At 66.6% G+C, this 20,178-nt stretch carries 24 protein-coding genes and 1 pseudogene; 16 read left to right on the top strand and 9 right to left on the bottom strand.

Annotated features, from left to right (window positions below):
* Window positions 1-21: 21 nt before the first annotated feature.
* The 3 genes from JLDANKMP_RS12245 to ptsP form a co-directional block, all read right to left on the bottom strand.
* On the bottom strand, window positions 22-1,725 hold the full coding sequence (locus JLDANKMP_RS12245; RefSeq protein ID WP_212561229.1) for a fructose-specific PTS transporter subunit EIIC: 1,704 nt from the start codon (window positions 1,723-1,725) through the stop codon (window positions 22-24).
* 85 nt (window positions 1,726-1,810) lie between these two features.
* Window positions 1,811-2,767 (bottom strand): 1-phosphofructokinase family hexose kinase, encoded by a 957-nt coding sequence (locus tag JLDANKMP_RS12240; protein WP_212561228.1) that lies wholly within the window; start codon window positions 2,765-2,767, stop codon window positions 1,811-1,813.
* Window positions 2,764-5,328 carry a phosphoenolpyruvate--protein phosphotransferase gene (gene ptsP, locus JLDANKMP_RS12235; protein WP_212561227.1) on the bottom strand — a complete coding sequence of 855 codons (2,565 nt, stop codon included), beginning with the start codon at window positions 5,326-5,328 and terminating at the stop codon, window positions 2,764-2,766. Before ptsP ends, JLDANKMP_RS12240 begins: the two co-directional genes overlap by 4 nt.
* 101 nt (window positions 5,329-5,429) lie before the next feature.
* Here ptsP and JLDANKMP_RS12230 point away from each other — a divergent pair, with 101 nt between their 5' ends.
* The 3 genes from JLDANKMP_RS12230 to JLDANKMP_RS12220 all read left to right on the top strand — a co-directional run bounded on the left by JLDANKMP_RS12230 (window position 5,430) and on the right by JLDANKMP_RS12220 (window position 7,366).
* Window positions 5,430-6,413 (top strand): LacI family DNA-binding transcriptional regulator, encoded by a 984-nt coding sequence (locus JLDANKMP_RS12230; protein ID WP_212561226.1) that lies wholly within the window; start codon window positions 5,430-5,432, stop codon window positions 6,411-6,413.
* Between the two features lie 150 nt (window positions 6,414-6,563).
* Window positions 6,564-7,010 (top strand): Rap1a/Tai family immunity protein, encoded by a 447-nt coding sequence (locus JLDANKMP_RS12225; RefSeq protein WP_249336901.1) that lies wholly within the window; start codon window positions 6,564-6,566, stop codon window positions 7,008-7,010.
* A gap of 122 nt (window positions 7,011-7,132) precedes the next feature.
* Window positions 7,133-7,366 (top strand): hypothetical protein, encoded by a 234-nt coding sequence (locus tag JLDANKMP_RS12220; protein WP_005409710.1) that lies wholly within the window; start codon window positions 7,133-7,135, stop codon window positions 7,364-7,366.
* Here the strand turns inward: JLDANKMP_RS12220 and JLDANKMP_RS12215 are convergent.
* From JLDANKMP_RS12215 to JLDANKMP_RS12205, 3 genes are all read right to left on the bottom strand, one after another.
* The gene (locus JLDANKMP_RS12215) at window positions 7,349-7,942 is read right to left on the bottom strand and encodes a cysteine hydrolase (protein WP_212561225.1); all 594 of its coding nucleotides are present in this window, start codon (window positions 7,940-7,942) and stop codon (window positions 7,349-7,351) included. The two genes, JLDANKMP_RS12220 and JLDANKMP_RS12215, sit on opposite strands and share 18 nt — an antisense overlap.
* 3 nt (window positions 7,943-7,945) lie before the next feature.
* Window positions 7,946-8,584 carry a DUF6766 family protein gene (locus JLDANKMP_RS12210; RefSeq protein WP_005413480.1) on the bottom strand — a complete coding sequence of 213 codons (639 nt, stop codon included), beginning with the start codon at window positions 8,582-8,584 and terminating at the stop codon, window positions 7,946-7,948.
* Between the two features lie 100 nt (window positions 8,585-8,684).
* A complete protein-coding gene (locus tag JLDANKMP_RS12205) occupies window positions 8,685-8,873 on the bottom strand; it encodes a hypothetical protein (RefSeq protein ID WP_005409707.1) in 189 nt (62 codons plus the stop codon).
* Between the two features lie 148 nt (window positions 8,874-9,021).
* Between JLDANKMP_RS12205 and JLDANKMP_RS12200 the strand changes: the two genes are divergently transcribed.
* From JLDANKMP_RS12200 to JLDANKMP_RS22455, 7 genes and pseudogenes are all read left to right on the top strand, one after another.
* Window positions 9,022-10,185, top strand: a complete 1,164-nt coding sequence (locus tag JLDANKMP_RS12200; RefSeq protein ID WP_005409706.1) for a zinc-dependent alcohol dehydrogenase — start codon at window positions 9,022-9,024, stop codon at window positions 10,183-10,185.
* A gap of 10 nt (window positions 10,186-10,195) precedes the next feature.
* Complete coding sequence (locus JLDANKMP_RS12195; protein WP_212561224.1) at window positions 10,196-10,699, top strand: hypothetical protein; 504 nt, start codon at window positions 10,196-10,198, stop codon at window positions 10,697-10,699.
* Window positions 10,700-10,804: 105 nt separating this feature from the next.
* Window positions 10,805-11,746: an acyl-CoA dehydrogenase gene (locus tag JLDANKMP_RS12190; protein WP_212561223.1), complete on the top strand. Its 942-nt coding sequence runs from the start codon at window positions 10,805-10,807 to the stop codon at window positions 11,744-11,746.
* A complete protein-coding gene (locus JLDANKMP_RS12185; protein ID WP_212561222.1) occupies window positions 11,734-12,492 on the top strand; it encodes a PIG-L family deacetylase in 759 nt (252 codons plus the stop codon). The genes JLDANKMP_RS12190 and JLDANKMP_RS12185 overlap by 13 nt, the downstream gene beginning before the upstream one ends.
* A complete protein-coding gene (locus JLDANKMP_RS12180) occupies window positions 12,489-13,076 on the top strand; it encodes an SAM-dependent methyltransferase (protein WP_005413477.1) in 588 nt (195 codons plus the stop codon). The genes JLDANKMP_RS12185 and JLDANKMP_RS12180 overlap by 4 nt, the downstream gene beginning before the upstream one ends.
* A complete protein-coding gene (locus tag JLDANKMP_RS12175) occupies window positions 13,073-13,759 on the top strand; it encodes a glycosyltransferase (RefSeq protein ID WP_212561221.1) in 687 nt (228 codons plus the stop codon). The genes JLDANKMP_RS12180 and JLDANKMP_RS12175 overlap by 4 nt, the downstream gene beginning before the upstream one ends.
* Before the next feature lie 157 nt (window positions 13,760-13,916).
* Window positions 13,917-14,315: pseudogene (locus JLDANKMP_RS22455) on the top strand (BLUF domain-containing protein).
* Between the two features lie 14 nt (window positions 14,316-14,329).
* On the opposite strand, the gene JLDANKMP_RS12165 reads toward JLDANKMP_RS22455, so the two are convergent.
* Window positions 14,330-14,722 carry a response regulator gene (locus JLDANKMP_RS12165; RefSeq protein WP_005409699.1) on the bottom strand — a complete coding sequence of 131 codons (393 nt, stop codon included), beginning with the start codon at window positions 14,720-14,722 and terminating at the stop codon, window positions 14,330-14,332.
* Window positions 14,723-14,847: 125 nt separating this feature from the next.
* Here JLDANKMP_RS12165 and JLDANKMP_RS12160 point away from each other — a divergent pair, with 125 nt between their 5' ends.
* The 3 genes from JLDANKMP_RS12160 to JLDANKMP_RS12150 all read left to right on the top strand — a co-directional run bounded on the left by JLDANKMP_RS12160 (window position 14,848) and on the right by JLDANKMP_RS12150 (window position 16,903).
* Complete coding sequence (locus JLDANKMP_RS12160) at window positions 14,848-15,276, top strand: hypothetical protein (RefSeq protein WP_242899910.1); 429 nt, start codon at window positions 14,848-14,850, stop codon at window positions 15,274-15,276.
* 159 nt (window positions 15,277-15,435) lie between these two features.
* The gene (locus JLDANKMP_RS12155) at window positions 15,436-15,957 is read left to right on the top strand and encodes a ferritin-like domain-containing protein (RefSeq protein ID WP_005409697.1); all 522 of its coding nucleotides are present in this window, start codon (window positions 15,436-15,438) and stop codon (window positions 15,955-15,957) included.
* A 37-nt stretch (window positions 15,958-15,994) separates the two neighbouring features.
* Window positions 15,995-16,903, top strand: coding sequence for a manganese catalase family protein (locus JLDANKMP_RS12150; RefSeq protein WP_088436490.1), 909 nt, complete (start codon window positions 15,995-15,997; stop codon window positions 16,901-16,903).
* 121 nt (window positions 16,904-17,024) lie between these two features.
* On the opposite strand, the gene JLDANKMP_RS12145 is transcribed toward JLDANKMP_RS12150, so the two are convergent.
* Entirely contained in the window at window positions 17,025-17,348 is a 324-nt protein-coding gene (locus JLDANKMP_RS12145) for a KGG domain-containing protein (protein ID WP_005409695.1), read from the bottom strand.
* A gap of 302 nt (window positions 17,349-17,650) precedes the next feature.
* Here JLDANKMP_RS12145 and JLDANKMP_RS12140 point away from each other — a divergent pair, with 302 nt between their 5' ends.
* The 3 genes from JLDANKMP_RS12140 to JLDANKMP_RS12130 are packed head-to-tail and all read left to right on the top strand — an operon-like array spanning window position 17,651 to window position 19,609.
* Window positions 17,651-18,118 carry a BLUF domain-containing protein gene (locus tag JLDANKMP_RS12140; protein ID WP_212561220.1) on the top strand — a complete coding sequence of 156 codons (468 nt, stop codon included), beginning with the start codon at window positions 17,651-17,653 and terminating at the stop codon, window positions 18,116-18,118.
* Entirely contained in the window at window positions 18,115-18,882 is a 768-nt protein-coding gene (locus JLDANKMP_RS12135) for a DUF72 domain-containing protein (protein ID WP_212561219.1), read from the top strand. The genes JLDANKMP_RS12140 and JLDANKMP_RS12135 overlap by 4 nt, the downstream gene beginning before the upstream one ends.
* Complete coding sequence (locus tag JLDANKMP_RS12130; protein ID WP_212561218.1) at window positions 18,875-19,609, top strand: DNA-formamidopyrimidine glycosylase family protein; 735 nt, start codon at window positions 18,875-18,877, stop codon at window positions 19,607-19,609. The genes JLDANKMP_RS12135 and JLDANKMP_RS12130 overlap by 8 nt, the downstream gene beginning before the upstream one ends.
* A 38-nt stretch (window positions 19,610-19,647) precedes the next feature.
* On the opposite strand, the gene JLDANKMP_RS12125 is transcribed toward JLDANKMP_RS12130, so the two are convergent.
* A complete protein-coding gene (locus JLDANKMP_RS12125; RefSeq protein ID WP_005409691.1) occupies window positions 19,648-20,145 on the bottom strand; it encodes a DUF892 family protein in 498 nt (165 codons plus the stop codon).
* Window positions 20,146-20,178 lie beyond the last annotated feature (33 nt).

Here is a 20,178-nt window from a genome sequence, read left to right as displayed (position 1 = left end):
GGACCGTGAGGGCAGGGGGGATCAGGTCGCCGCCGTCACCGGCTTCTTGAGGATGCGCAGCGCGACTGCGGTGACGGCCACGCCAGCCAGCAATGCCAGCAGGTAGATGCCGAGATGAGTGACCGCATTCGGGATCGGCAGCACGAACACACCACCGTGCGGGACCTTCAGCTCGACGCCGGCAGCCATCGAGATCGCACCCGCCACCGCGGAACCCAGAACCAGCGCGGGAATGGTGCGCAGCGGGTCACGCGCGGCGTAGGGGATCGCGCCTTCGGTCACGAAACTGAGGCCAAGCACGCTGGCGGCGCCGGCCGTGCCTCGCTCTTCCGCGGTGAAGCGATTGCTGAACAGCCATGTCGCCAGTGCGATACCCAGCGGCGGCGTCATGCCGCCGATCATCGTCGCCGCCATCGGCGTGTAGACCTGGCTGGAAATCAATGCGGTAGAGAATGCGTAGGACGCTTTGTTGACCGGCCCGCCCATGTCCACCGCCATCATTCCGCCCAGCAGCAGGCCAAGCAGGATCGCGCTGCTGCCCTGCATGCTGCGCAGCCAGTCGGTCAGCCACGCCAGCAGCCCGGCGACCGGCGTACCGATCACGTACATCATCAACAGGCCGACCAGCAGTGTGCCCAGCACTGGCAGGATCAGCACCGGCTTGAGCCCTTCCAGGCTGCGCGGCAGGCGCAGCGCACGGTTGATCCAGTGCACGCCATAACCGGCGATGAATCCAGCCAGGATGCCGCCGATGAAGCCAGCATCCATGTTCACTGCTACCAGTCCGCCGATCATGCCGGGCGCAATGCCGGGCCGGTCGGCGATGGAGTAGGCGATGTAACCGGCGAGCGCCGGCACCATCAACATGAAGCCGGACTTGGCGCCGATCTGGAACAGCGACCACGCCAGCGTGCCCTTGTGCGCGTCATCGAAGGCATAGATGCCGCCGAGTGCGAACGCCAGTGCGATCAGCAAGCCACCGGCAGTGACGAACGGCAGCATGAACGACACGCCGGTCATCAGGTGCTTGTAGGGGCCGGTGGCCCTGGCTTTTTCGGCCGTGCGGCCCGGAGTCGCGCTACCTGCCTGCACGCCGGCCTCGGCCAGCGCCTTGCGGATCAGGTTCTGGCCATCGTTGATCGCCGGCTTGGTGCCACTCTTGAACAGGCGCTTGCCGGCGAAGCGCGACAGATCGACTTCGCGGTCTGCGGCGATCAGGACGAGGTCGGAGGCAGCGATTTCCTCGTCACTCAACGCGTCCTGCGCGCCGACCGAGCCCTGGGTTTCGACCCGGATTGCATGGCCCAACGCCTTGGCGGCCTGTTGCAGGCCCTCCGCCGCCATGAAGGTGTGGGCGATGCCGGTGGGGCAGGAGGTGACGGCGACGATGCGCTTGCCCGCATTCGTGCCGGCGTTGCTCGGCAGTGTGGCAGCGAGCGGTGCGAGCGCCGCAACCGGGTCGTCCAGTACCTCGCCCAGGCTGGCATGCGCGACTTCGGCATTGGCGAAGCGCGCGATGTCCGCCTCACCGTCACCCACCAGCAGCAGGCGCGTCGCGGCGGCGGCGTTCGAGGCAGACAGCGCGCCGGTCACGCCCTGGTCGCTGCGGACCTCGATCATCAGCTCGAGCCCGCGCTGGCGGGCGGCGCGGCGCAGCGCTTCGGCGGCGAGAACCGCCTCGATGCTGCGTTCGCCGGCGGCGATGACTACGGTGAAAGCGTGCATGGAAACTCCTGGAATTCTTCGGGCTCGTGCTTGCCGAAAGCGCTGCGGTCAGCCCGAAGCCGCCGCCGTGCTCCCGGCAGGGGGGTCAATCCAACCGCTCGATCAGTACATCGCCGGTCCAACCGCGTACCTGCGCCGGGTCCAGCCGTCGTGCGTCACCGCTTTGCAGCCGGCTCATCGAGAACGCGGTCGCCAGCCGCGCGCAGCCGTCCAGATCGATGGACGGCTCCAGCAAGGCGGCAGCGATGCCGGCCACCATCGCGTCGCCCGCACCGACCGTGCTGCCCTGGGCCAGTCGCGGCGGTCGTGCGACCAGGGCGCCGCTGCGATCAATGAACAGCGCGCCGTCGGTGCCCATGGAGATCGCTACGAGCGCAACGCCACGCTCGACCAAGGCCTGGCCAGCGACGCGCAGGGCGCTGCGGTCCGGCAGCGGGGTGCCGGTCCAGGCCTCCAGCTCCTGGCGGTTGGGCTTGACCGCGTAGGGCAGTGCACCGGCGGTGTCACTCAATGCAGCCACAAGTGCGTCGCCGCTGGTGTCCAGCATCACGCGCGCACCGGCGGCGGCGGCCTGCGCCTGCAGTCGCGCCCATGCATCGGACGGCAGTCCAGACGGCAGGCTGCCGGACAGCACCACCGGAAGGCCCGGCAGCAGCAAGGCGCCAAGCCTGCGCGACACTGCGTCCAGAGCGGTATCGTCGAGGGCCAGGCCGGGCAGGTTGATGTCGGTGGTTTCGCCGTTGTCCTCGTCAACCAGCTTGATGTTGGTGCGGGTGCTGCCGGGGATACGCAGGCAACCATCCACGATGCCGCGCGTGGAGAAGAGCGCGCCGAACACACCGTCGTTGCCGCCACCGAGCACGCCCAGCGCGGTGGTCGGCACGCCCCAGTCGGCCAGGCAGGCGGCCACGTTGATGCCCTTGCCACCCGCATCGTCGCGGCTGCTGCGGGCGCGGTGCACATGGCCCGGCCGCAGGCTGGCCAGCCGCACGGTCTGGTCGATCGCCGGGTTCAAGGTAACGGTGACGGCGCGGGCGTTCATGCGCGGGCTCCGTCGAGGGCACGCACCTGCTCGGCGGTTTCGCAGTCCAGCGCCGTCGCAGCCAGCGTTCGCAGATCGGCCAGCGCGCTGCCACGCAGGCGTGCTTTCACGGCCGGGATGTCGTTCGGGGTCATCGACAGTTCGTCCACGCCCAGCCCTGCCAGCAGCATTGCGCCGAACGGATCGCCGGCCAGGCCGCCGCAGACACCCACCCAGCGCCCCTGCGTGCGTGCGCCGTCCACCGTGGTGCGGATCGCGCGCAGCACGGCCGGGTGCAGGCTGTCGGCCTCTGCGGCCAGCTCCGGGTTCTGACGATCGATCGCCAGCACGTACTGGGTCAGGTCGTTGGTGCCGATCGAGAAGAAGTCGGCGTGGCGCGCCAGCACATCGCTCTGGGCGGCCGCGGCCGGGACTTCGATCATGATGCCGATCGGCACGTCGGGTGCCTCCAGTTCGGCGCGCAGGCGCTCGCAGATGGCACGCAGAGCGACCAGCTCAGGCACCGAGGTGATCATCGGGAACATGATGGACAGGTGTGCACCGTCCCTGGCTGCGCGATACAGCGCACGCAGCTGCGGTTCCAGAAGATCCGGGCGGCGCAGCAGCAGGCGCGCGCCACGTACGCCGAGGAACGGGTTTTCCTCGTGTGGCAGCTCCAGGTGGGCGACCTGCTTGTCGCCGCCGATGTCGAGCGCGCGCACGATCAGCGGACGACCGTCCAGCGCTCTGGCCATCGCCATGTAGGTTGCGTACTGCTCGTCCTCGCTGGGCGTGCTGCCGCGTTCGAGGAACAGAAATTCGGTGCGCATCAGGCCGACCCCTTCCGCGCCCTGTTCCAGCGCCAATGGCACCTGCTCCGGCAGGTTCACGTTGGCGCCGATGTCGATGCGATGGTCATCGGTGGTCTGCGCCGGCAGTGCGCGTTGAGCGGCTTCACGCGCGCGGATCTGCTGCTGCTCAGCGATCCAGGCGCGTGCCGAAGCAAGATCGGCCTCGGAAGGGGACAGGTAGAGCCGCCCGCTGCTGCCGTCGATGATCGCTTCGCGGCCGGCCTGGATCGCCAGCAGTTCGGCGCCACCGGCAACCAGCGCCGGCAGGCCGAGCGTGCGCGAGAGGATCGCAGTGTGCGACGTGGGGCCGCCCTGTGCGGTGGCGAGGCCGAGCACGCGGGTGGTGTCAAGGTTGGCGGTATCCGAGGGCGACAGGTCGGCGGCAAGCAGGATGCACGGTTGCGCCGGTAGATCTGCCAGGCCGCCACCGGCCGCAGAGGGGTCAAGCTGCGCCAGTACGCGCCGACCCACATCGCGCAGGTCGGCAGCGCGCCCGGCCAGCACCGGATTGCCCAGCGCCGCCAGCCCGGAGGCGATCTGCTCGATGGCCTGGTGCCAGGACCACGCGACGCCATGACCTTCAACCATCAGCTGGCAGGTGCGGGTAATCAGGTCGGTGTCGTCAAGCAGCGCAGCCTGTGCCCTGAAGATCGCCGCATCCGAGGCGCCAAGGCGGCGCTGGGTGTCGTCCTGCAGCGCGGCCAGCTGCTGGCGGGTACGGCTGAGTGCATCCTGCAGGCGCGCGCCGCCCTCGCCAAGCGGGGCAGGGCGATCGGCAACATCGGCCTGCGCGCTGGCCAGTGCATGCAGCGGACCGATGGCCAGCCCGGGGCTGGCGCCGATGCCGACGATCGCCGCCTGCGCTTCGGGCGGATTCCAGCCCGCGACCGGCGCCGCCTTTCGCTGTGCTGCACGCTCCGCATCGGCCTTTTCCTGCGCGACCAGCCCGTCCATGGTCTTGCGTAGTGCAGCCAGCAGTTCGGGGGCATCGGCACCTTCGGCAGAAACACGCACGGCATCGCCCTCGCGAAGCCCGAGCTGCAGCAGCGCCACCAGACTCTTGGCATCGGCCGCCTGATCGCCCGCGCGCACCTGGGCCCGGGCCGTAAAACTCCGCGCCGTCTCAGCCCAGCGCGTGGCCGGGCGCGCGTGCAGTCCGCTGGGGTAAGCAATGGTCCAGTCGAAACGCTCGGCCAGGTCCGCCACCGGAACGTGAGTGGCAGAGACTGCGACATCGCTGGCCAGCGCATTGACGATTTCGCTTGCATCGGAGGTAGTGAACAACCGCTGCAGCGTGGCCTCGTCCTGGATCAGGCGGGTCAGCCTGCGCAGCAGGGTGATGTGGGTATCGGACTGGGCGGCAATGCCAACCACCAGGCGGGTGACCTGGCCGGGGTTCCATTCCACGCCTTCCGGCAACTGCAGCACCGCAATGCCGTCGCGACGCACCAGGTGGCGGTCCTCGCCGAGCCCATGCGGGATCGCCACGCCATGGCCGAGGAAGGTGTTCGCCAGCGCCTCGCGGCGTCCCATGCTGGCCTCGTAGCCCGGCGCCACGCAGCCGGCAGCGACCAGCATCTGGGCCACCTGGGCGATGGCATCGGTCTTGTCCTGTGCCCGCGCGTCCAGGCGGATCAGTTCCCGGCTGACGGGGGAAGGGGAGGTCAGGGGCGACAAAGCGGGCTCCGGGAGGGATGGCTGGGGCGTATTGGGAACGTTCCCACTGCACATTTCAATGTGCACTGCACAAAAATCCAATAGTCCTTTGGCGTTAGCATTGTCCTGAATAGCCATCCGGCCATGAACAGCGTACGTTTCCGGGAACGTTTCCAATGAGCATCAGCATCAACGACGTCGCACGCGTGGCGGGGGTGTCCAAATCCACGGTGTCACGGGTGCTCGGGGGCGGTCCGGTCAGCGAGGACGTGCGCGGCAGGGTCGAGCTGGCGATCCGCCAGACCGGCTATCGACCCAACCTGCAGGCAAGACGGCTGCGCTCCCGGCACACCGGCATCATCGGCTTGATCGTTGCGGATATCCGCAATCCCTTCTTCACGGCGCTGATCCGCGCCGTGGAAGAGGTGGCCTATCGCGAAGGTCTTCGGGTCACCCTCTGCAACACCGACGAGGACCCCGAGCGGGAGGCGCTGTATCTGCAATTGATGCACGAAGAGCGCATCAGCGGCCTGATCTTCGCGCCGACCCGGACCACGGTGGGCCGGCTCGAGCGGCTCACGCTGGACTATCCGACGGTGCTGGTGGACCGTGCCGCGCCCGGCGGTCCGATCGACAGCGTGGTACTCGACAATCCGGCAGCGATGGCAGGCCTGGTCGAGCATCTGGTGGAGCGCGGCTATCGGCGTATCGGCGGATTGTTCGGCAGCACCAGTACCACTGCGGCCGAGCGACGTGATGGTTATCTCGCTGCGATGCGCACGCATGGGTTGCAGCCGGACTACCGTGAGGTTGAACCCACGGCCGAAGCCGCCATCGCGACGGTCGATCAGTGGCTCGCTACGCCATCCCGCCCCGAAGCACTGGTCACCAGCAACAGCCTGCTGTTGATGGGAGCATTGAAAGCCACCCGCGGCGCAGGGCTGGCGATTCCAGAGGCGTTGGCACTGGCCGGCTTCGACAACGAACGCTGGACCGAGCTGGTCGAGCCGGGCATCACCGTGATCGAGCAACCGGTTGAGGAGATGGGGCGGGCCGCGATGTCGCTGCTGCTTGAGCGCCTGCGCACGCCGGAGCTGCCGGTACGCCGACTCGTAATGACGGGCCGGTGCCTGGTCAGAGGGTCGACGGCAGCGCGATAGCTCGGCGCCCGATCGCGGCGAAGCCTGGGAATGCCGCCCGGGTGTTGGCGGGCCAACCGCTGTCTGTTACAAGCCATCTGTCCACAACCAGCTTGATCGACTTTGACCCACGCTGTGTGCACCCCACAGGAACGCGCCAAGGACCCCGACATGAATGGACATCACGAACCCAAGGCGCGCCGCCTCGTGCGTCGGCTCCTCGCACTTGGCCTCTGCGCCCTGGCAGGATCCGCCCTCGCCGGAACAACGCAACCGGCACGCACCTGGCTTGTCAGTGGAGCCGAACTCATCACCCTGCTGCAGGGCAAAGGCGCTGATGGGTTCTGCGACGGCGAGCAGTGCCGGAACCTGTCCAGCGCTCGCGCCAGCGCCTATATCCAGGGCGTTGCCGATGCCAGCCGCGGCCAGTGGTGTGGCCAAGGCAGGATTCTTCCGCATGAGCTGGTCGACCGTGTGTCTTCCCATCTCCGGCAGTTGCCCGGCGAGCGATTGCAGCAGGATGCGTCTTCACTGGTTGCCGAAGCGCTGCGGACCGCATTTCCCTGTGGTGGCGGCGCGTCACGGGGTGGCAGTGCCGAGCCCGGCAAAGACGAATAGGACGGGCCGCGCCCGACGCGTGACGACGCGAACGTCCTACACCCTCGCGACACGGTGCATTCACGGCCACCGACACCCGCGCTGTCCACACTGCATGTTCCTTCCACAGCACGAGGTGCCCCATGGCCACCTGTGATGTCTGCGGCAACAACTACGACAAGAGCTTCACCCTCCAGCAGGGCGGGCGCAGCGGCACGTTCGATTCGTTCGAATGCGCGATCCACGCATTCGCACCGCGCTGCGCACACTGCGATTGCGCTGTTATCGGGCATGGTGTTGAAGGAAACGGCCAGATCTTCTGCTGCGCACACTGCGCCGGTCATTCAGGTGTACAGGGTTTAGCCGACCGGGCCTGAGTCGCCGTCAGTGCCATCCCGCTCCTGGCCAGAGACAAGCGAAGAAACCCGCACGACCCGCGCTGCGCCCGAACCAGCAAGCAGCGCCAGTGCCCGCCGCTTCTGCGCTGGCATCCCCGCCACGGCCTCCGACGCCAACACCACGTGGAATTCCCTGGCGTTGGCGTCCAACGCTGTAGCCAGGACACACGAATCGGCCGTCATGCCACACAGGCAAAGGTGGCGCACTCCCAGTTTGGCCAGCAGAATCGGCAAAGGGCTGGCCAGAAAGGCCGAGTGCTTGGGCTTGAGCACGAAGTAGTGACCAAGCAAAGGCGAGAGAAGGCTGGCGATTCGCCCCGCCGGGCCACCGTCGCGCAGGCACTGTTCCACCTGCTGGCGGAAGTCGCGCTTCCAATCCGAGAAATTGTCATTGGCGTAGATGACCGGCCAACCGCGTTCGTCGAAGTGATCCCTCAGGCGCCGGATCTGCCGGGCCGCCCGCTCTGCCGCCGGCGCCAGCTTTTCAGCGCCAGGGAAGTCAAATCGGCTGAACATGTCGATGATCAGCAGGGCCGTCGATGGATCAGCTCGCATGGCTCAATCACCTGTCTGCGCGTGTGGGGCCTCAACCGGCTTGGATTGCGGCGAGTCTTTCTGGCGCAGGAAAATCGTCAGCACCACCAGGGACAGCACGGCCAGGAATTCGCTCTGCCAGTTCTGCATGGATTCGAACCAGAATGTGCTGCTGGCGAGGTGCTCCACAAAGCCTGGCGGCGGCAATCCCTTCAACTGCTGTTCGGCTTCCTCGGCGCGCCAGCTTCCCACTGCATGCAGCGTAAAGCTGAACAGGAACAACAGCCCGAACGCGATCGCAAGCGAATGACCGTAGAGCGTCTTCCATGGACCACCGCGCCTTACCGGCCACGGCGTGGGCCCCGGCTCGACGCGATTCTGTTCCTGCGCAGGGTCCAGCGGCCGCGATTCGGCCGAGCCGCGCTGGCGCAGGCTGACCGTCAGGAGCACATACATCCCCATCTGCAGGAACTCGCTCTCCCAGTTCTCGAACGTGGCGCTGACGAAGTGCCCCGTCGCGAGGTAGTGCCAGAGATCGATCGGCGCGCGTCCGTGCTCGACCAGTTCCTGGTTGTGCACGTGATGCCCGGCAACCGCCTGCCCAACGATGAACACAAGCGTGAGCACAAGCAGCACCAGCGAGAGACCGTTGCGTTTCCACATGCAACACCTCGTTCAGTCTGTTCCAGAGGCCGTGCGCGAAGCTTGCGCGGGTAGCAGGCCATGACCCGTGAATCCGGCGCATCCAGAATGTGAGGCGGACTCAACGCTTTCCTGTCGGGTCAGGATCAGGACGTTCGTAGTCTTCCGGTACGGCCTTGGGGCCATCGCCGTCGTCGGGCATGTCGTGCTCCTTCCACTTGGCTCGATCGTTGCGCCGCTTGTCCGGCGTGTGCGCCTTCGACTGATCGTCCACGTCCGTCGTCGGATTGAAGGGCAGCTTGTCGTTCATGGGCAGCTCCTGCGGCTAAAGACCGAAGACTGCACCGGGCCGGGTTAACACCATGACCCCGTAGAATGAACGCCGTGCACACCGGGATGTCACCGAAGCGGGATGGCGGCCTTGCGATGCTGGCGTCCCCAGCTCCTGGAGAAGCACGATGCAGGCATTGACCTATCACGGCCGCAAGGATGTGCGAGTCGAGACCGTACCGGACCCGGTACTGGCGGCCGAGGATGATCTGATCCTGAGGGTAACCGCCACCGCCATCTGTGGATCGGACCTGCACCTGTATCGCGGCAAGATTCCGGATCTGCACGATGGCGATGTGCTCGGCCACGAGTTCATGGGCGTGGTGGAAGAGGTCGGCAGCGGCGTGACCCAGGTGCAGCCGGGCGATCGTGTGGTGATCCCTTTCGTGATCGCCTGTGGAGAGTGCTTCCATTGCCGCCTGGCCGAGTATGCCGCTTGCGAAACCACCAATACCGGCAAGGGCGCCGCGCTGAATCAGAAGGGCATGCTGCCTCCGGCCGCATTGTTCGGCTACAGCCATCTGTATGGCGGCGTGGCCGGGGGCCAGGCCGAATTCGTGCGTGTACCGAAGGCGAATGTAGGCCCGCTGCGCATTCCGGAAGGCATTGCGGATGAGCAGGTGCTGTTCCTGTCCGACATTCTCCCCACCGGCTACCAGGCTGCGCTGAACGCAGGGGTGAAGGCGGGCTCGACGGTGGCCATCTTCGGTGCGGGCCCGGTGGGGCTGATGAGCGCGGCCTGCTGCCGCCTGCTGGGCGCAGAGACCATCTTCATGGTCGACCATCTTCGTTACCGTCTGGATTACGCGCGCCGTACCTACGGTGTGACGCCCATCGACTTCAAGGAGATCGAAGACCCGGCGGACTACATCCTTGCCCAGACCAGCGGGCGGGGCGTGGACGCCTGCATCGAGGCGGTAGGCTTCGAGGCCGAGGGCAGTGCGCTGGAGTCAGCATTGACTGCCGTGAAGCTGGAGGGCAGCAGCGGCGTGGCGATCCGGCAGTGCATCGCGGCAGCACGCCGCGGCGGCGTGGTCAGCATCCCGGGTGTCTACGCTGGCTTCATCCATGGTTTTCTGCTGGGTGATGCGTTCGACAAGGGGCTGACGTTCAAGATGGGGCAGACCCACGTGCAGGGACTGATGCCGGAACTGCTCGACGCAATCATGGAAGGAAAGCTGCACCCGGGTGACATCATCTCGCACCGGATGCGCCTGGCCGATGCAGCTCAAGGCTACGCAATGTTTGATGCCAAGGACGATGACTGCCGCAAGATCGTATTGACACCCTGAGCGTGCCGCCATGAGCGCGATTGTCATCGCCTGTGTCTACGCCCTGTGGCTGGCTGCCGGATCGCTGGATTTCCATTTTCACCGGCGTACCGATCTTCCGCACACTTCCGGGATGCGCGAAAGCCTGCTGCATGGGGTGCAGCTGCTGCTGATCGGCAGCGGCGTGCTTGCCTGGCTCCTGCTGGAGAACACGTTGTCGCTGGTCGCGCTTCTGGCAGGCCTGGTCATCGCACATGCGGTCGCCGGCTATCTCGATACCGTCAGCGCGGACGGCCGTCGACGCATCAGCCCGGCGGAACAACATGTGCACAGCGTGCTGGATGCCGCGCCGTGGGTCCTGCTGGCCTGGGTGGGCTGGCAGGCCCACCCGCGGTGGTCGCTCGAAGTGAAGCCTTCAGCACCGGACGTCTGGTGGCTCACCCTGCTGCCGGCGCTGGGCCTGGTGGTGCTGCCATGGCTCTGGGAACTGCGGCAGTGCGTGCGTGCAAGGCAGCGCACGCAGACGGGTCCGTGAGGATCGCGGTACCGGGCATTCATGTGCCCGCCACGCCATCAAGACAGACATGTGACCGCCTGCCGCCTACGTTCATGGCGTATCTCCATTGCAGGTCTGCCACCCATGCAGGATGTGACGTCATCCTCTTCGCTGTTCAATCGCGCACGCCAGGTGCTGGTGCAGCAACCGGCATTGCCTTTGCCCGGTGGCGGCCAGACGCTGCAGCGCTGGCAGGCGCTGGCAGCCTGGGGGGCAGAGGATCTTTGCCTGGCCAAGGTACTGGAGGCCCACTATGACGCCCAGGCGATTGCTGCCGAGTTGAGGGCGCCCCTCCCTGCTGAAGACACGTTGCTGGCGGTATGGGCTGCAGAGGGTCCGGCCAACACCGTTCGCATCGATGCCGGCGGTGGGCTGTACGGTGACAAACCCTGGTGTTCCGGCAGCGCATGGGTGGATGCGGCACTGGTAACGGTTCGCAACCCACAGGGTGTGTGGCTATGCCAGGTAGCGACGGAACACTGGCGCACACTTGCGGGCGAGCCATGGCCTGCCGTGGGCATGGCCGCAATCCCTTCCACCACGGTGCGATTCGACGGCGCACCGATGGTGATCCTGGGGACGCGCGATGACTACCTGCAGCGCCCGGGCTTCTGGCACGGCGGGGCAGGCATCGCAGCGGTCTGGTTTGGTGCAGCGGCCGCATTGGCCGAGCGCATGCGACCGGCCTGCACCGAGGGGAATCGCGCGCGGCTGCTGGGTGAAGTGGACCTCGCCCTGGGCCCGGCAGCCGCGCTGCTTCGCGAACTGGCGGCGCACATCGACGCCGCGCCCGAAATGGCCCATCGCGAAGATGTAGTGCGCGTGCGCTGTGTCGTTGAGCGCGCGGCAACGCGTGTGCTGGACCTGGCGGGTCGGGCGCTGGGCCCGGGCCCGATGTGCCTGGAGGACGCCCATGCCCGGCGCTGCGCGGACCTGACCGTGTTCCTTCGCCAGAGCCACGCCGACCGCGATTGGGAATGGCTGGGCGAGCAGCGTGCAGCACAGGAGGCAACATGGGCGCTGTAGCCAGGACACCCCTGCAAGGGCAAGGAACCCAGGAGCGGGCCTGGCTGCACTGCGATTGGCTCTGGCAGCAACCGACCACATCGGCAACCGCACTCTGCAGCGGGCATGACCGCATGGTGGTGGTCGCGCCGCATCCGGACGACGAAATCCTCGGTTGTGGCGGACTGCTGCATCACGCTGCGGGGCAGGGTATCGACGTCAGTGTCGTTGCCGTGACCGACGGCGAAGCATGCTACCCAGGCGAGCCGTGGTGGACGCCCGAACGCCTGCGATCAGCGCGCCGAGCGGAGCTTGCCGCGGCATTGGGCGAACTCGGTATTCCGGTCGGCTCCATCTTCCACCTGGGTATCGCCGACGGCGCGGTCAGCGCGCATGAGCGGGGGCTGGAAGGTTGGCTGCAGCAGTATCTGCAACCGCGCGACCTGGTCCTGGCGCCATGGCGGTTTGATGGTCACCCCGATCACGAAGCGGCAGGGCGCGCTGCCTGCCGCGCCGCGCGGGCGGTCGGTTGCCACCGGCTGGAGTACCCGGTGTGGGGATGGCACTGGCTTGACCCTGCCTGCGCACATATGGCGTGGGAGGTTCCGAAGCTGGTCGACATTTCAGCAGTAGCGTCCGCAAAGCGAAACGCGATCGCGCATTTCCGTACGCAGACCGGCGACGTGGTGGGCCTGAACAGCCCGCCGGTGCTGCCCGCACATGTACTCGCCCGATTCTTCCGAAACTACGAGGTATTCCTTGCATGAGCGCGCAACCGTACTTCGATGACCTGCATGAGCAGGAGGACCCGTTCGGCTACCGCAGCCGGTGGTATGAAGAGCGCAAGCGTGCGCTGCTGCTGGCAAGCCTCAGCCAGCGCCAGTTCGCTCGCGGCTGGGAACTGGGGTGTTCCAACGGCGTACTGACCGAGGCGCTGGCCGCGCGTTGCGAACGCCTGCTGGCAACCGACATCAGCCCACGTGCGGCGTTCCAGGCGCGCCGCAACCTGGCCCATCTGCCGCACGTGCAGGTTCATTGCGCCAGCCATCCCGAGCAATGGCCGCCAGGGCGCTTCGACCTGATCGTCTGCGGCGAAATGGGCTACTACCTGGGAGCAGGCGCACTGCGCGAGCTGCGCGGTGGCATCGATGAAGCACTTCGCGATGACGGCTTGCTGGTTGCCTGCCATTGGTTGCCCTCGTTCGCCGGACGCGCGAGCCGGACCGAGGTGGTGCATCGATGCCTGGGGGAAGGCCTGCAGGAAGCCTTCCACTACCGCGATGCGGACTTCGTGCTTCAGGGATGGACACGGGGCCCCTTGTCATTGGCCCGGAACGAGGGCCTGCGGTGATAGGCGTCCTGATACCCGCCCACAACGAGGCGGACAGTATCGCGCGGTGCCTGCAATCCATCCGGGTGGCGGCTCTTCACCCGGGCCTCGGCGGCGAAGCAGTGGAGGTGATGGTCGCGCTGGATGCGTGTACGGATGCAACGGGCACCATCTGCCGCCAACACCAGGTCGGCAGCGTACAGCTGGATGCACGCTGCGTCGGTGTCGCCCGGGCCGCAGCCGCTGCTGAACTGCTGGGGCGGGGTGCCAGGTGGCTGGCAAGCACGGACGCTGACAGCGAGGTGCCTCCCGAGTGGCTGGCCGCACAGGTTCAGGGCAGTTGTGACGCTTTCTGCGGACTGGTGGACATAGCGACGACCTGCCAGGGTGAACGGCGCCTGCGCAGGGCATTCCAGGCAAGACAGCAGTGGGGCGACCATCATGGGCGCATCCACGGTGCCAACCTCGGCGTCTCTGCCTGTTCCTATCGGGCCGTGGGCGGCTTTGCTCCCCTGCACTGCAGTGAAGACGTGGCGCTTGTCAGAGCGCTGCAACGCTGCGGTGCGGTGGTGCGCTGGGCCGGCGCTCCCGTGGTGATGACAAGTGCGCGCCTGCAGGGGCGCGCTACAGGCGGATTCTCCGCTTATCTGGCGGCGCTGGGTGGCGAGCGCTCCGGCGCGGAAGCATCGGCCCTGATCACCTGAGGGTCAGCCACACCGTCACGCAAGCGCCCCGTGTTATCGGAGCGTGCGGTTGAGGAGGGCGTTGGGACAGGGCAGGCCACGAAGGCCCTCATCCCTGCCTACCTCCGCGAAGCGATGATGGACGAGCAGGAAATCTCCTGCGTCAGAAGGAACGAACGTGCCCCTCCGTGCAGTCGCCTACGCAAGTGAGGCGACATCGGGGCTTTCCATGGACCATGTGGATGACCTCGCCAGGGCCGCCGCCCGCTTCAACTTCGAAGCCGGCGTTACGGGTGTGCTTCTTTACGACGGGCTCCGTTTCCTCCAGTAGATCGAGGGACCGGAAGACAGCATCAACGTGGTGTACAGCCGCATCCTCAGTGCCCGCAGCCATTGCGAGCTGATCGAGCTGGGCCGGGGCAGGGTTTCCGGCCGATTCTTTCCCTACTGGTCAATGCGGCTGCTGTGGGTCGATGACTCCGAGATCCGCAGCGTGGCGCGCAGCAACTGGGATGGGCTCTCCCGTGGCGGCGCGCTGCGCCAGCTGAGCCTGGTGGTGGCCCCGCACCTGGGGTGACCACCCCATGGCAATCAATGCGCCGGCGGTTGCACGCAGACATCCCCCATGACGCGCCGAACCGTCTCCTGCAACTCGCCGACGTGGAACGGTTTGGCCACGAAAGCGGCGCGACGGTGACGCTGCGGCACCAACTGGTCATAGACCGCGGATACGAACAGGAACGGAATGCCGAGTTCCGTCAGGCGATCAGCCACCGGAAAGACCACGCCGTCGCGAAGCTCGACATCGAGCACGGCGCCGTCGAATCGCTGGTTGTCCAGCAGCCCCAGCGCATCGAACACGCTGTAGGCATGCGTCACCTGGTCGCCTGCGTCCTCCAGCGCCTGTTCCATCAGCGCAGCCAGGTCGAGCTGGTCTTCCACCAGCAGCAGGTTGCATCTGCGCTGGCTCATTCCGGATTGCATACGTGCACGCCTGTGTTGTCCTGGGAACTGCAGTCTGTGCTGTGCTGCATCAACGCCATGCGTGTGCATTGTCAGCCCGGCGCGAAGCCTCCCCCCGAGCGCGCCGCCAACCGGGTGGAGGAGGTGTGGAAGGTGCCCTGGATTTCGTTGACGGCGTCTTGGCACGCGCTGTGGATACTGCCGCCGTCCCCCGCATCGGAGATTCTGTCATGCCGCTATCCGGAACCGATTCTGTCGCTCCAGGCGTACTGCGTGTCGAGTGCATGCCGCTCGACTGCGGCGGTGCCGCCATCGTCGTGGAGCTGGACCGGGCGCCTGAACGGGCCTGGATGAAGTCGCTGAAGCGAGCACTGCTGGCCGACGACGCCATGGAAGGCGCACAGGCCAAGTTCGATGGGCGCTTCGTCTATGTCGTGGGCGTGGATGGTGGCGGGCATCGTGCTCAACATCGGGTAATGCAGGCCGTGATGGCGGCGGGCGGCGCGTGCGCCTCGAACGCCGGGCGCCAGCGACCTGCAGCCGGCGTGGGCGTATCCAGCGCACTGGCGACCTGAGAGCGCCCCCTGGGTGCAACACAGGGCTGCGGATGTTATCGCCGCATCACCACTGCGTGCAGCGCCCACCTTCAACGGCTCACACCGGCCGACAGGGCGGTGATTGCAGGCGCTCCACCATGGTCTCCGGAGGCATGTCGCCCCGCACCGGAGATCGAAATGGCAGACCAGAACAACGCCCGAAGCGAGCGCCTGTTGAAGTGGCTGCAGGACGCCTACGCCATGGAGCAGGAGGCGGAGACCATGATGAAGGCCATGGCTTCGCGGATCCAGAACTATCCCCACCTCGCTGCACGGATCGCCCAGCACGTCCAGGAAACGCAGGGGCAGGCCGCCTCCCTGCGCCAGTGCATTGAAGCGCTTGGAGGAAGCGTGCCGACCGCCAAGGGACTGTTCGCCAGCATGACTGCGGCTCTCCACGCGGCCGGCACAAGCCTGATGGAAGACGAGGTGGTCAAGAGCGTGGGGCTCTCGTTCGGCTTCGAAAACACCGAGATCGCCACCTACCGGGCGCTGGTGATTGCTGCCGAGCGTGCCGCAGCGCCGGACATCGCCGCGGTCTGTGGCCAGATCCTGCAGGAAGAGATCGCCATGGCGCGCTGGCTGGAAGACCACCAGGACGGCCTGGTCGGTGCGTTCCTCAATCGCGACGAAACGCCGGGCGCGCAAGCCAAGCGCTGACCCCGAAGCCAGTACAGCCAGCCATTGGAGAAACCCCATGTTCTTTCATCACAAGAAGCTGATGTACACCGTGCGCGTGCGCGAATCCAACCCGCAGCTCGCCAGCCTCATGCTTGAACAGTTCGGCGGCCCGCAGGGCGAGCTTGCTGCCGCCATGCGCTACTTCACCCAGGGACTCGGCGAATGCGATCCGGGCCGCAAGGACCTGCTGATGGATATCGCCACCGAAGAGATCAGCCATCTGGAGATCATCGGCACCATCATCGCCATGCTCAACCGCGGACCGAAGGCCATTCAGTCCGAAGGGCTTGCCGAGGCCGAGGATATGCGGCTGCTGGGGCAGAACAGCACCAGCCATACCGAGCAGATTCTGTACGGTGGGGGGCCGGCACTGGTCAATTCCAGCGGGGTGCCGTGGACAGCGGCCTACATCGACTCGATCGGGGAACCTACCGCCGATCTGCGCTCGAACATCGCTGCGGAAGCGCGCGCCAAGCTGGTGTATGAGCGCCTGATCAACGTCACCGACGACCCCGGCATCAAGGATGCGCTGCGTTTCCTGATGACGCGCGAGATCGCGCACATGAAGTCATTCGAGAAGGCGCTGCACAGCATCCAGCCCAACTTCCCGCCGGGCAAGCTGCCGGGGGACCCTGCATTCACCGATCTGTACATGGACATGTCGCAGGGCGACGGCGCCGACGACCTGCAGGGCAGCTGGAACAGCGGGGAGCTGTGGGAGCGGGTCAGCGACCGCGAGGCACAGACCGCTGTGGATGGTGGCGACGGCGGCGGCACGGTGGGCCTGGACGCGCGCGAACAAGCGGCGGTGCAGGCCATGGCCCTGCGTACACTCTCCGACCCGGAAGCGCGGCCGACCACCGGGGCCGAGCTGGGGGCCGGCCCGGGCGCGGGAGCACTGGACCTGCCACCACGCGAGCCGTGAAAGAGCTGGGGCGCCCATCTGCGGCGCCCCAGTGGCGAAGCCCTTGATCAGCATCAAGGCGTACGAAAGTGGGCGGACATCACGTCCGCCCACGAAGCGGTGCATCTGGCTTCAGCCGCGATCAGCGCTGCTGGCCACCGCGGTTGTTGCCGCCGCCGCGTTCCTGCTGTTGCTGCCCGCCGCCCTGGTTACCGCCCTGGTTTCCACCCCCGCGGCTGTTCTGGCCGCCTTCGCGGCCGATGTCCGCCATGTGCTGGCGATCCTGGCTCACCGCTTCGCCGCCCTTGCGGCCGGCTTCGCGTGCTTCTTCCGAGCTGAATTCATGGGCGTTGCCTGATTCGTGCGCGGCACGTCCACCCTTGGCGGCGATCTCGCGCTGCTTGTCCTCGTCCATCGAAGCGAAACCGCGGTTGCTGTTGCCCTGGTTCTGGTTCTGGTTGGCCATGGAAAGTCTCCCTGGGTTGAGCCGCCCGACTGGCGGCAGGGACCATCTTCCAGATCCGGCGCTAGACGGCGGTGGCATGACCGCCAACGTGGCGTCATCCGGAAGCCCACGATTCCTCATCCGGTCTCCACGAAACGTGGTGCACGCGCGGGTGCGCCCGCAGGCGCGCCCGCCGCGCTCGAGCACGTGTCAAGGCGATGCGGCGGGCCCGCGCCTCAACTCGACGCAGCCTCTACGCCGGCCTCACTGCACATACGACCCGCGTCGCTAAGGTAGAGCTGTCTGCAACAACCGGTGGTGCCATGCCTTTTCGTGCGATTGCCTATGTGAGTGAAGCTTCCCGAAGCCTGACCGAAGAGCGGCTGCAACGGCTTGTGGCCGAAGCGGTGCAGTTCAACGAATCCGTCGATGTCACCGGCACGTTGCTGTTCGACGGCTCGCGCTTCCTGCAGTATCTGGAGGGCCCGGAGGCCGGGACCAATGCGGCGTACATGCGCATTCTCGCGGCCGGCAGCCACAGTGGGATCGTCGAACTGAACCGGGGCAGGGTGGGGCGCCGGCAGTTTCCGCACTGGCGGATGCGCAGCGTTCGGGTGGATGAGCTCGCGCTGGGAAAGATCGCCATCTCCGACTGGACCGGCTTCGTGCGCAGCGCGTCGGCGCTGGAGTCGGGCGCCAGCGCACTGGATCGTCTGCTGTCGGTCTCGCAGTTGCAGACGGATGCAGGCGCGGGAGCGGCCCTGGAACCGTACGGGCAGCTGGTACGATGACGGTGGCGGCCGCCCCGCGTGCATCCGCCCCACTGCGTGTTGGCTGTGCGGGCTGGTCGCTGCCGCGGGCGGATCAGGAAGCGTTCGGCGCGGGTGACAGCGCGCTGCAGCGCTACGCCACACGCCTGCCGATGGTGGAGATCAACTCGTCCTTCTATCGACCGCACCAGGCCAAGACCTATGCGCGATGGGCGGCGAGCGTGCCGGAGGGCTTCCGGTTCGCGGTGAAACTGCCGCGAGAGATCAGCCATGAGCGTCGGCTGCGCGACGCAATGCAACCGCTCGAGCGGTTCCTTGAAGGCGTGCTGGAGCTGGGTGAAAAGCTCGGGCCGTTACTGCTGCAGTTGCCGCCGAGCCTGGTGTACGACACGGCCACGGCCAGAGCATTCCTGCGGGGCCTGCGCGCGCGCACCCAGGCCGATGTGGCGTGCGAGCCGCGCCACCCGAGTTGGTTCACGCCGGAAGTGGATGCGCTTCTGAGCGCGCATGGCGTGGCACGGGTTGCCGCGGATCCGGCACGTGTGCCGGCGGCAGCGACGCCCGGCGGTGACCGCGCGTGGAGCTACTGGCGCTGGCACGGCCAGCCACAGATCTATCGCAGTGCCTACGACGAACCGACCCTTGCCCACCTTGCGCGGCAGCTGCTGGCCGAGGCCGAGGCGAAACGACCCGCCTGGTTCGTACTGGACAACACCGCACTGGGTCACGCCACCGGCAACGCCCTGCACCTGCAGGCGCTGCTGCAGGAGAAGGAACATGCCTGAAGGCCCTTCGATCGTCCTGCTGCGCGAAGCAGCGAGCCACTTCAAGGGGCACGTGGTCCGCGCCGCCTCCGGGAACAGCCGGGTCGACCTGTCGCCGCTGCAGGGCCGAAGGGTCAAGGCGGTCCGCAGTTGGGGCAAGCACTTCCTGCTGGAATTCAGCCGCCACACGCTGCGCGTCCATCTGATGATGTTCGGCAGCTGGCGCATCGACGAACGTAAGCCAACCCCGCCGCGTGTATCCCTGCGGTTCGACAATGGCGAGCTGAACTTCTATGCGTGTTCCGTGCGGCTGATCGGCGAGCCGTTGGACGAGGTCTACGATTGGCGCGCGGACGTGATGAACGATGCCTGGGATCCGAAGCTGGCCCGGCGCAAGCTGAAGGCAATGCCGGACGTCATGGTCTGTGATGCGCTTCTGGACCAGACAGTCTTTGCCGGCGTGGGCAACATCATCAAGAACGAGGTGCTGTTCCGTATAGGCGTGCACCCCGCCACGCGGCTGGGCGACCTGCCACCGCGCAAGCTTACCGCGCTGATCACGCAGGCCCGCGCCTACAGCTTTGATTTCCTGCAGTGGAAGCGCCGTTTCGAGTTGAAGAAGCACTGGCAGGTACACACGCGCAGGATCTGCCCGGCATGCGGCGGCCCGATCAGCAAGCTTTACATGGGCACCACCCGGCGGCGCACGTTCTTCTGCCCGAACGACCAGGTGCTGTACGAACCCTGAGGCCGCCGTCCATGGCGGCCGGCTTCGGGGCGCGTCGATCAGGCGGCTTGTGCTGCCTTGGCATTGCCGCCGCCCTTGGCCAGCAGGGTGAGCTTCTCGTCAGTGGCCTTCTCTTCCTCAAGCGTCTCCAGCAGCAGCGGAAGGGCGTCCTTGTAGCCCAGCTGCTTGGCCAGCGCGGCGATGGTGCCGTAGGACGCAATCTCGTAATGCTCGACCTTCTGTGCGCCACCGATCAGGGCGGCATCGCGCACAGGGCCCTTGTCGATGCTGTCGATCACTTCCTTGCCTTCCTCTACCAGACCTTCCATCGCCGCGCACTTGATGCGCTTCAGCCGGATGCCGAGAACCTCCACCACCTGGTCGATGCGCTCGATCTGGCCCTGGGTTTCTTCCAGGTGCGTTTCAAACGCTGTGGCCAGGTCAGGGTTCTCGGCCGCACGGGCCAGGCGCGGGAGGGCCTTGGTCAGCTGCTTTTCGGCGCTGTAGATATCCGAGAGTTCGTGGATGAACAGGTCTTCCGCTGTCTTGATAGCCATGCTGGGCTCCGCTGTGAGTGGAGCGCTCAGAGT

Source organism: Stenotrophomonas sp. PE591, from assembly GCF_018320795.1.
GTDB classification, from domain to species: Bacteria; Pseudomonadota; Gammaproteobacteria; order Xanthomonadales; family Xanthomonadaceae; genus Stenotrophomonas; species Stenotrophomonas maltophilia.
This window is presented reverse-complemented; position numbering and strand designations above follow the sequence as displayed.

Bases quoted from the DNA above. Each gene is read 5' to 3' on its own strand.
- JLDANKMP_RS12125 (WP_005409691.1), bottom strand. From the start codon at position 20,145: ATGGCTATCAAGACAGCGGAAGACCTGTTCATCCACGAACTCTCGGAT.
- JLDANKMP_RS12165 (WP_005409699.1), bottom strand. From the start codon at position 14,722: ATGCAATCCGGAATGAGCCAGCGCAGATGCAACCTGCTGCTGGTGGAA.
- JLDANKMP_RS12185 (WP_212561222.1), top strand. From the start codon at position 11,734: ATGGGCGCTGTAGCCAGGACACCCCTGCAAGGGCAAGGAACCCAGGAG.
- JLDANKMP_RS12135 (WP_212561219.1), top strand. From the start codon at position 18,115: ATGACGGTGGCGGCCGCCCCGCGTGCATCCGCCCCACTGCGTGTTGGC.
- JLDANKMP_RS12210 (WP_005413480.1), bottom strand. From the start codon at position 8,584: ATGTGGAAACGCAACGGTCTCTCGCTGGTGCTGCTTGTGCTCACGCTT.
- JLDANKMP_RS12220 (WP_005409710.1), top strand. From the start codon at position 7,133: ATGGCCACCTGTGATGTCTGCGGCAACAACTACGACAAGAGCTTCACC.
- ptsP (WP_212561227.1), bottom strand. From the start codon at position 5,328: ATGTGCAGTGGGAACGTTCCCAATACGCCCCAGCCATCCCTCCCGGAG.
- JLDANKMP_RS12190 (WP_212561223.1), top strand. From the start codon at position 10,805: ATGCAGGATGTGACGTCATCCTCTTCGCTGTTCAATCGCGCACGCCAG.
- JLDANKMP_RS12145 (WP_005409695.1), bottom strand. From the start codon at position 17,348: ATGGCCAACCAGAACCAGAACCAGGGCAACAGCAACCGCGGTTTCGCT.
- JLDANKMP_RS12140 (WP_212561220.1), top strand. From the start codon at position 17,651: ATGCCTTTTCGTGCGATTGCCTATGTGAGTGAAGCTTCCCGAAGCCTG.
- JLDANKMP_RS12150 (WP_088436490.1), top strand. From the start codon at position 15,995: ATGTTCTTTCATCACAAGAAGCTGATGTACACCGTGCGCGTGCGCGAA.
- JLDANKMP_RS12155 (WP_005409697.1), top strand. From the start codon at position 15,436: ATGGCAGACCAGAACAACGCCCGAAGCGAGCGCCTGTTGAAGTGGCTG.
- JLDANKMP_RS12200 (WP_005409706.1), top strand. From the start codon at position 9,022: ATGCAGGCATTGACCTATCACGGCCGCAAGGATGTGCGAGTCGAGACC.
- JLDANKMP_RS12205 (WP_005409707.1), bottom strand. From the start codon at position 8,873: ATGAACGACAAGCTGCCCTTCAATCCGACGACGGACGTGGACGATCAG.
- JLDANKMP_RS12245 (WP_212561229.1), bottom strand. From the start codon at position 1,725: ATGCACGCTTTCACCGTAGTCATCGCCGCCGGCGAACGCAGCATCGAG.
- JLDANKMP_RS12195 (WP_212561224.1), top strand. From the start codon at position 10,196: ATGAGCGCGATTGTCATCGCCTGTGTCTACGCCCTGTGGCTGGCTGCC.
- JLDANKMP_RS12180 (WP_005413477.1), top strand. From the start codon at position 12,489: ATGAGCGCGCAACCGTACTTCGATGACCTGCATGAGCAGGAGGACCCG.
- JLDANKMP_RS12240 (WP_212561228.1), bottom strand. From the start codon at position 2,767: ATGAACGCCCGCGCCGTCACCGTTACCTTGAACCCGGCGATCGACCAG.
- JLDANKMP_RS12215 (WP_212561225.1), bottom strand. From the start codon at position 7,942: ATGCGAGCTGATCCATCGACGGCCCTGCTGATCATCGACATGTTCAGC.
- JLDANKMP_RS12230 (WP_212561226.1), top strand. From the start codon at position 5,430: ATGAGCATCAGCATCAACGACGTCGCACGCGTGGCGGGGGTGTCCAAA.
- JLDANKMP_RS12130 (WP_212561218.1), top strand. From the start codon at position 18,875: ATGCCTGAAGGCCCTTCGATCGTCCTGCTGCGCGAAGCAGCGAGCCAC.
- JLDANKMP_RS12225 (WP_249336901.1), top strand. From the start codon at position 6,564: ATGAATGGACATCACGAACCCAAGGCGCGCCGCCTCGTGCGTCGGCTC.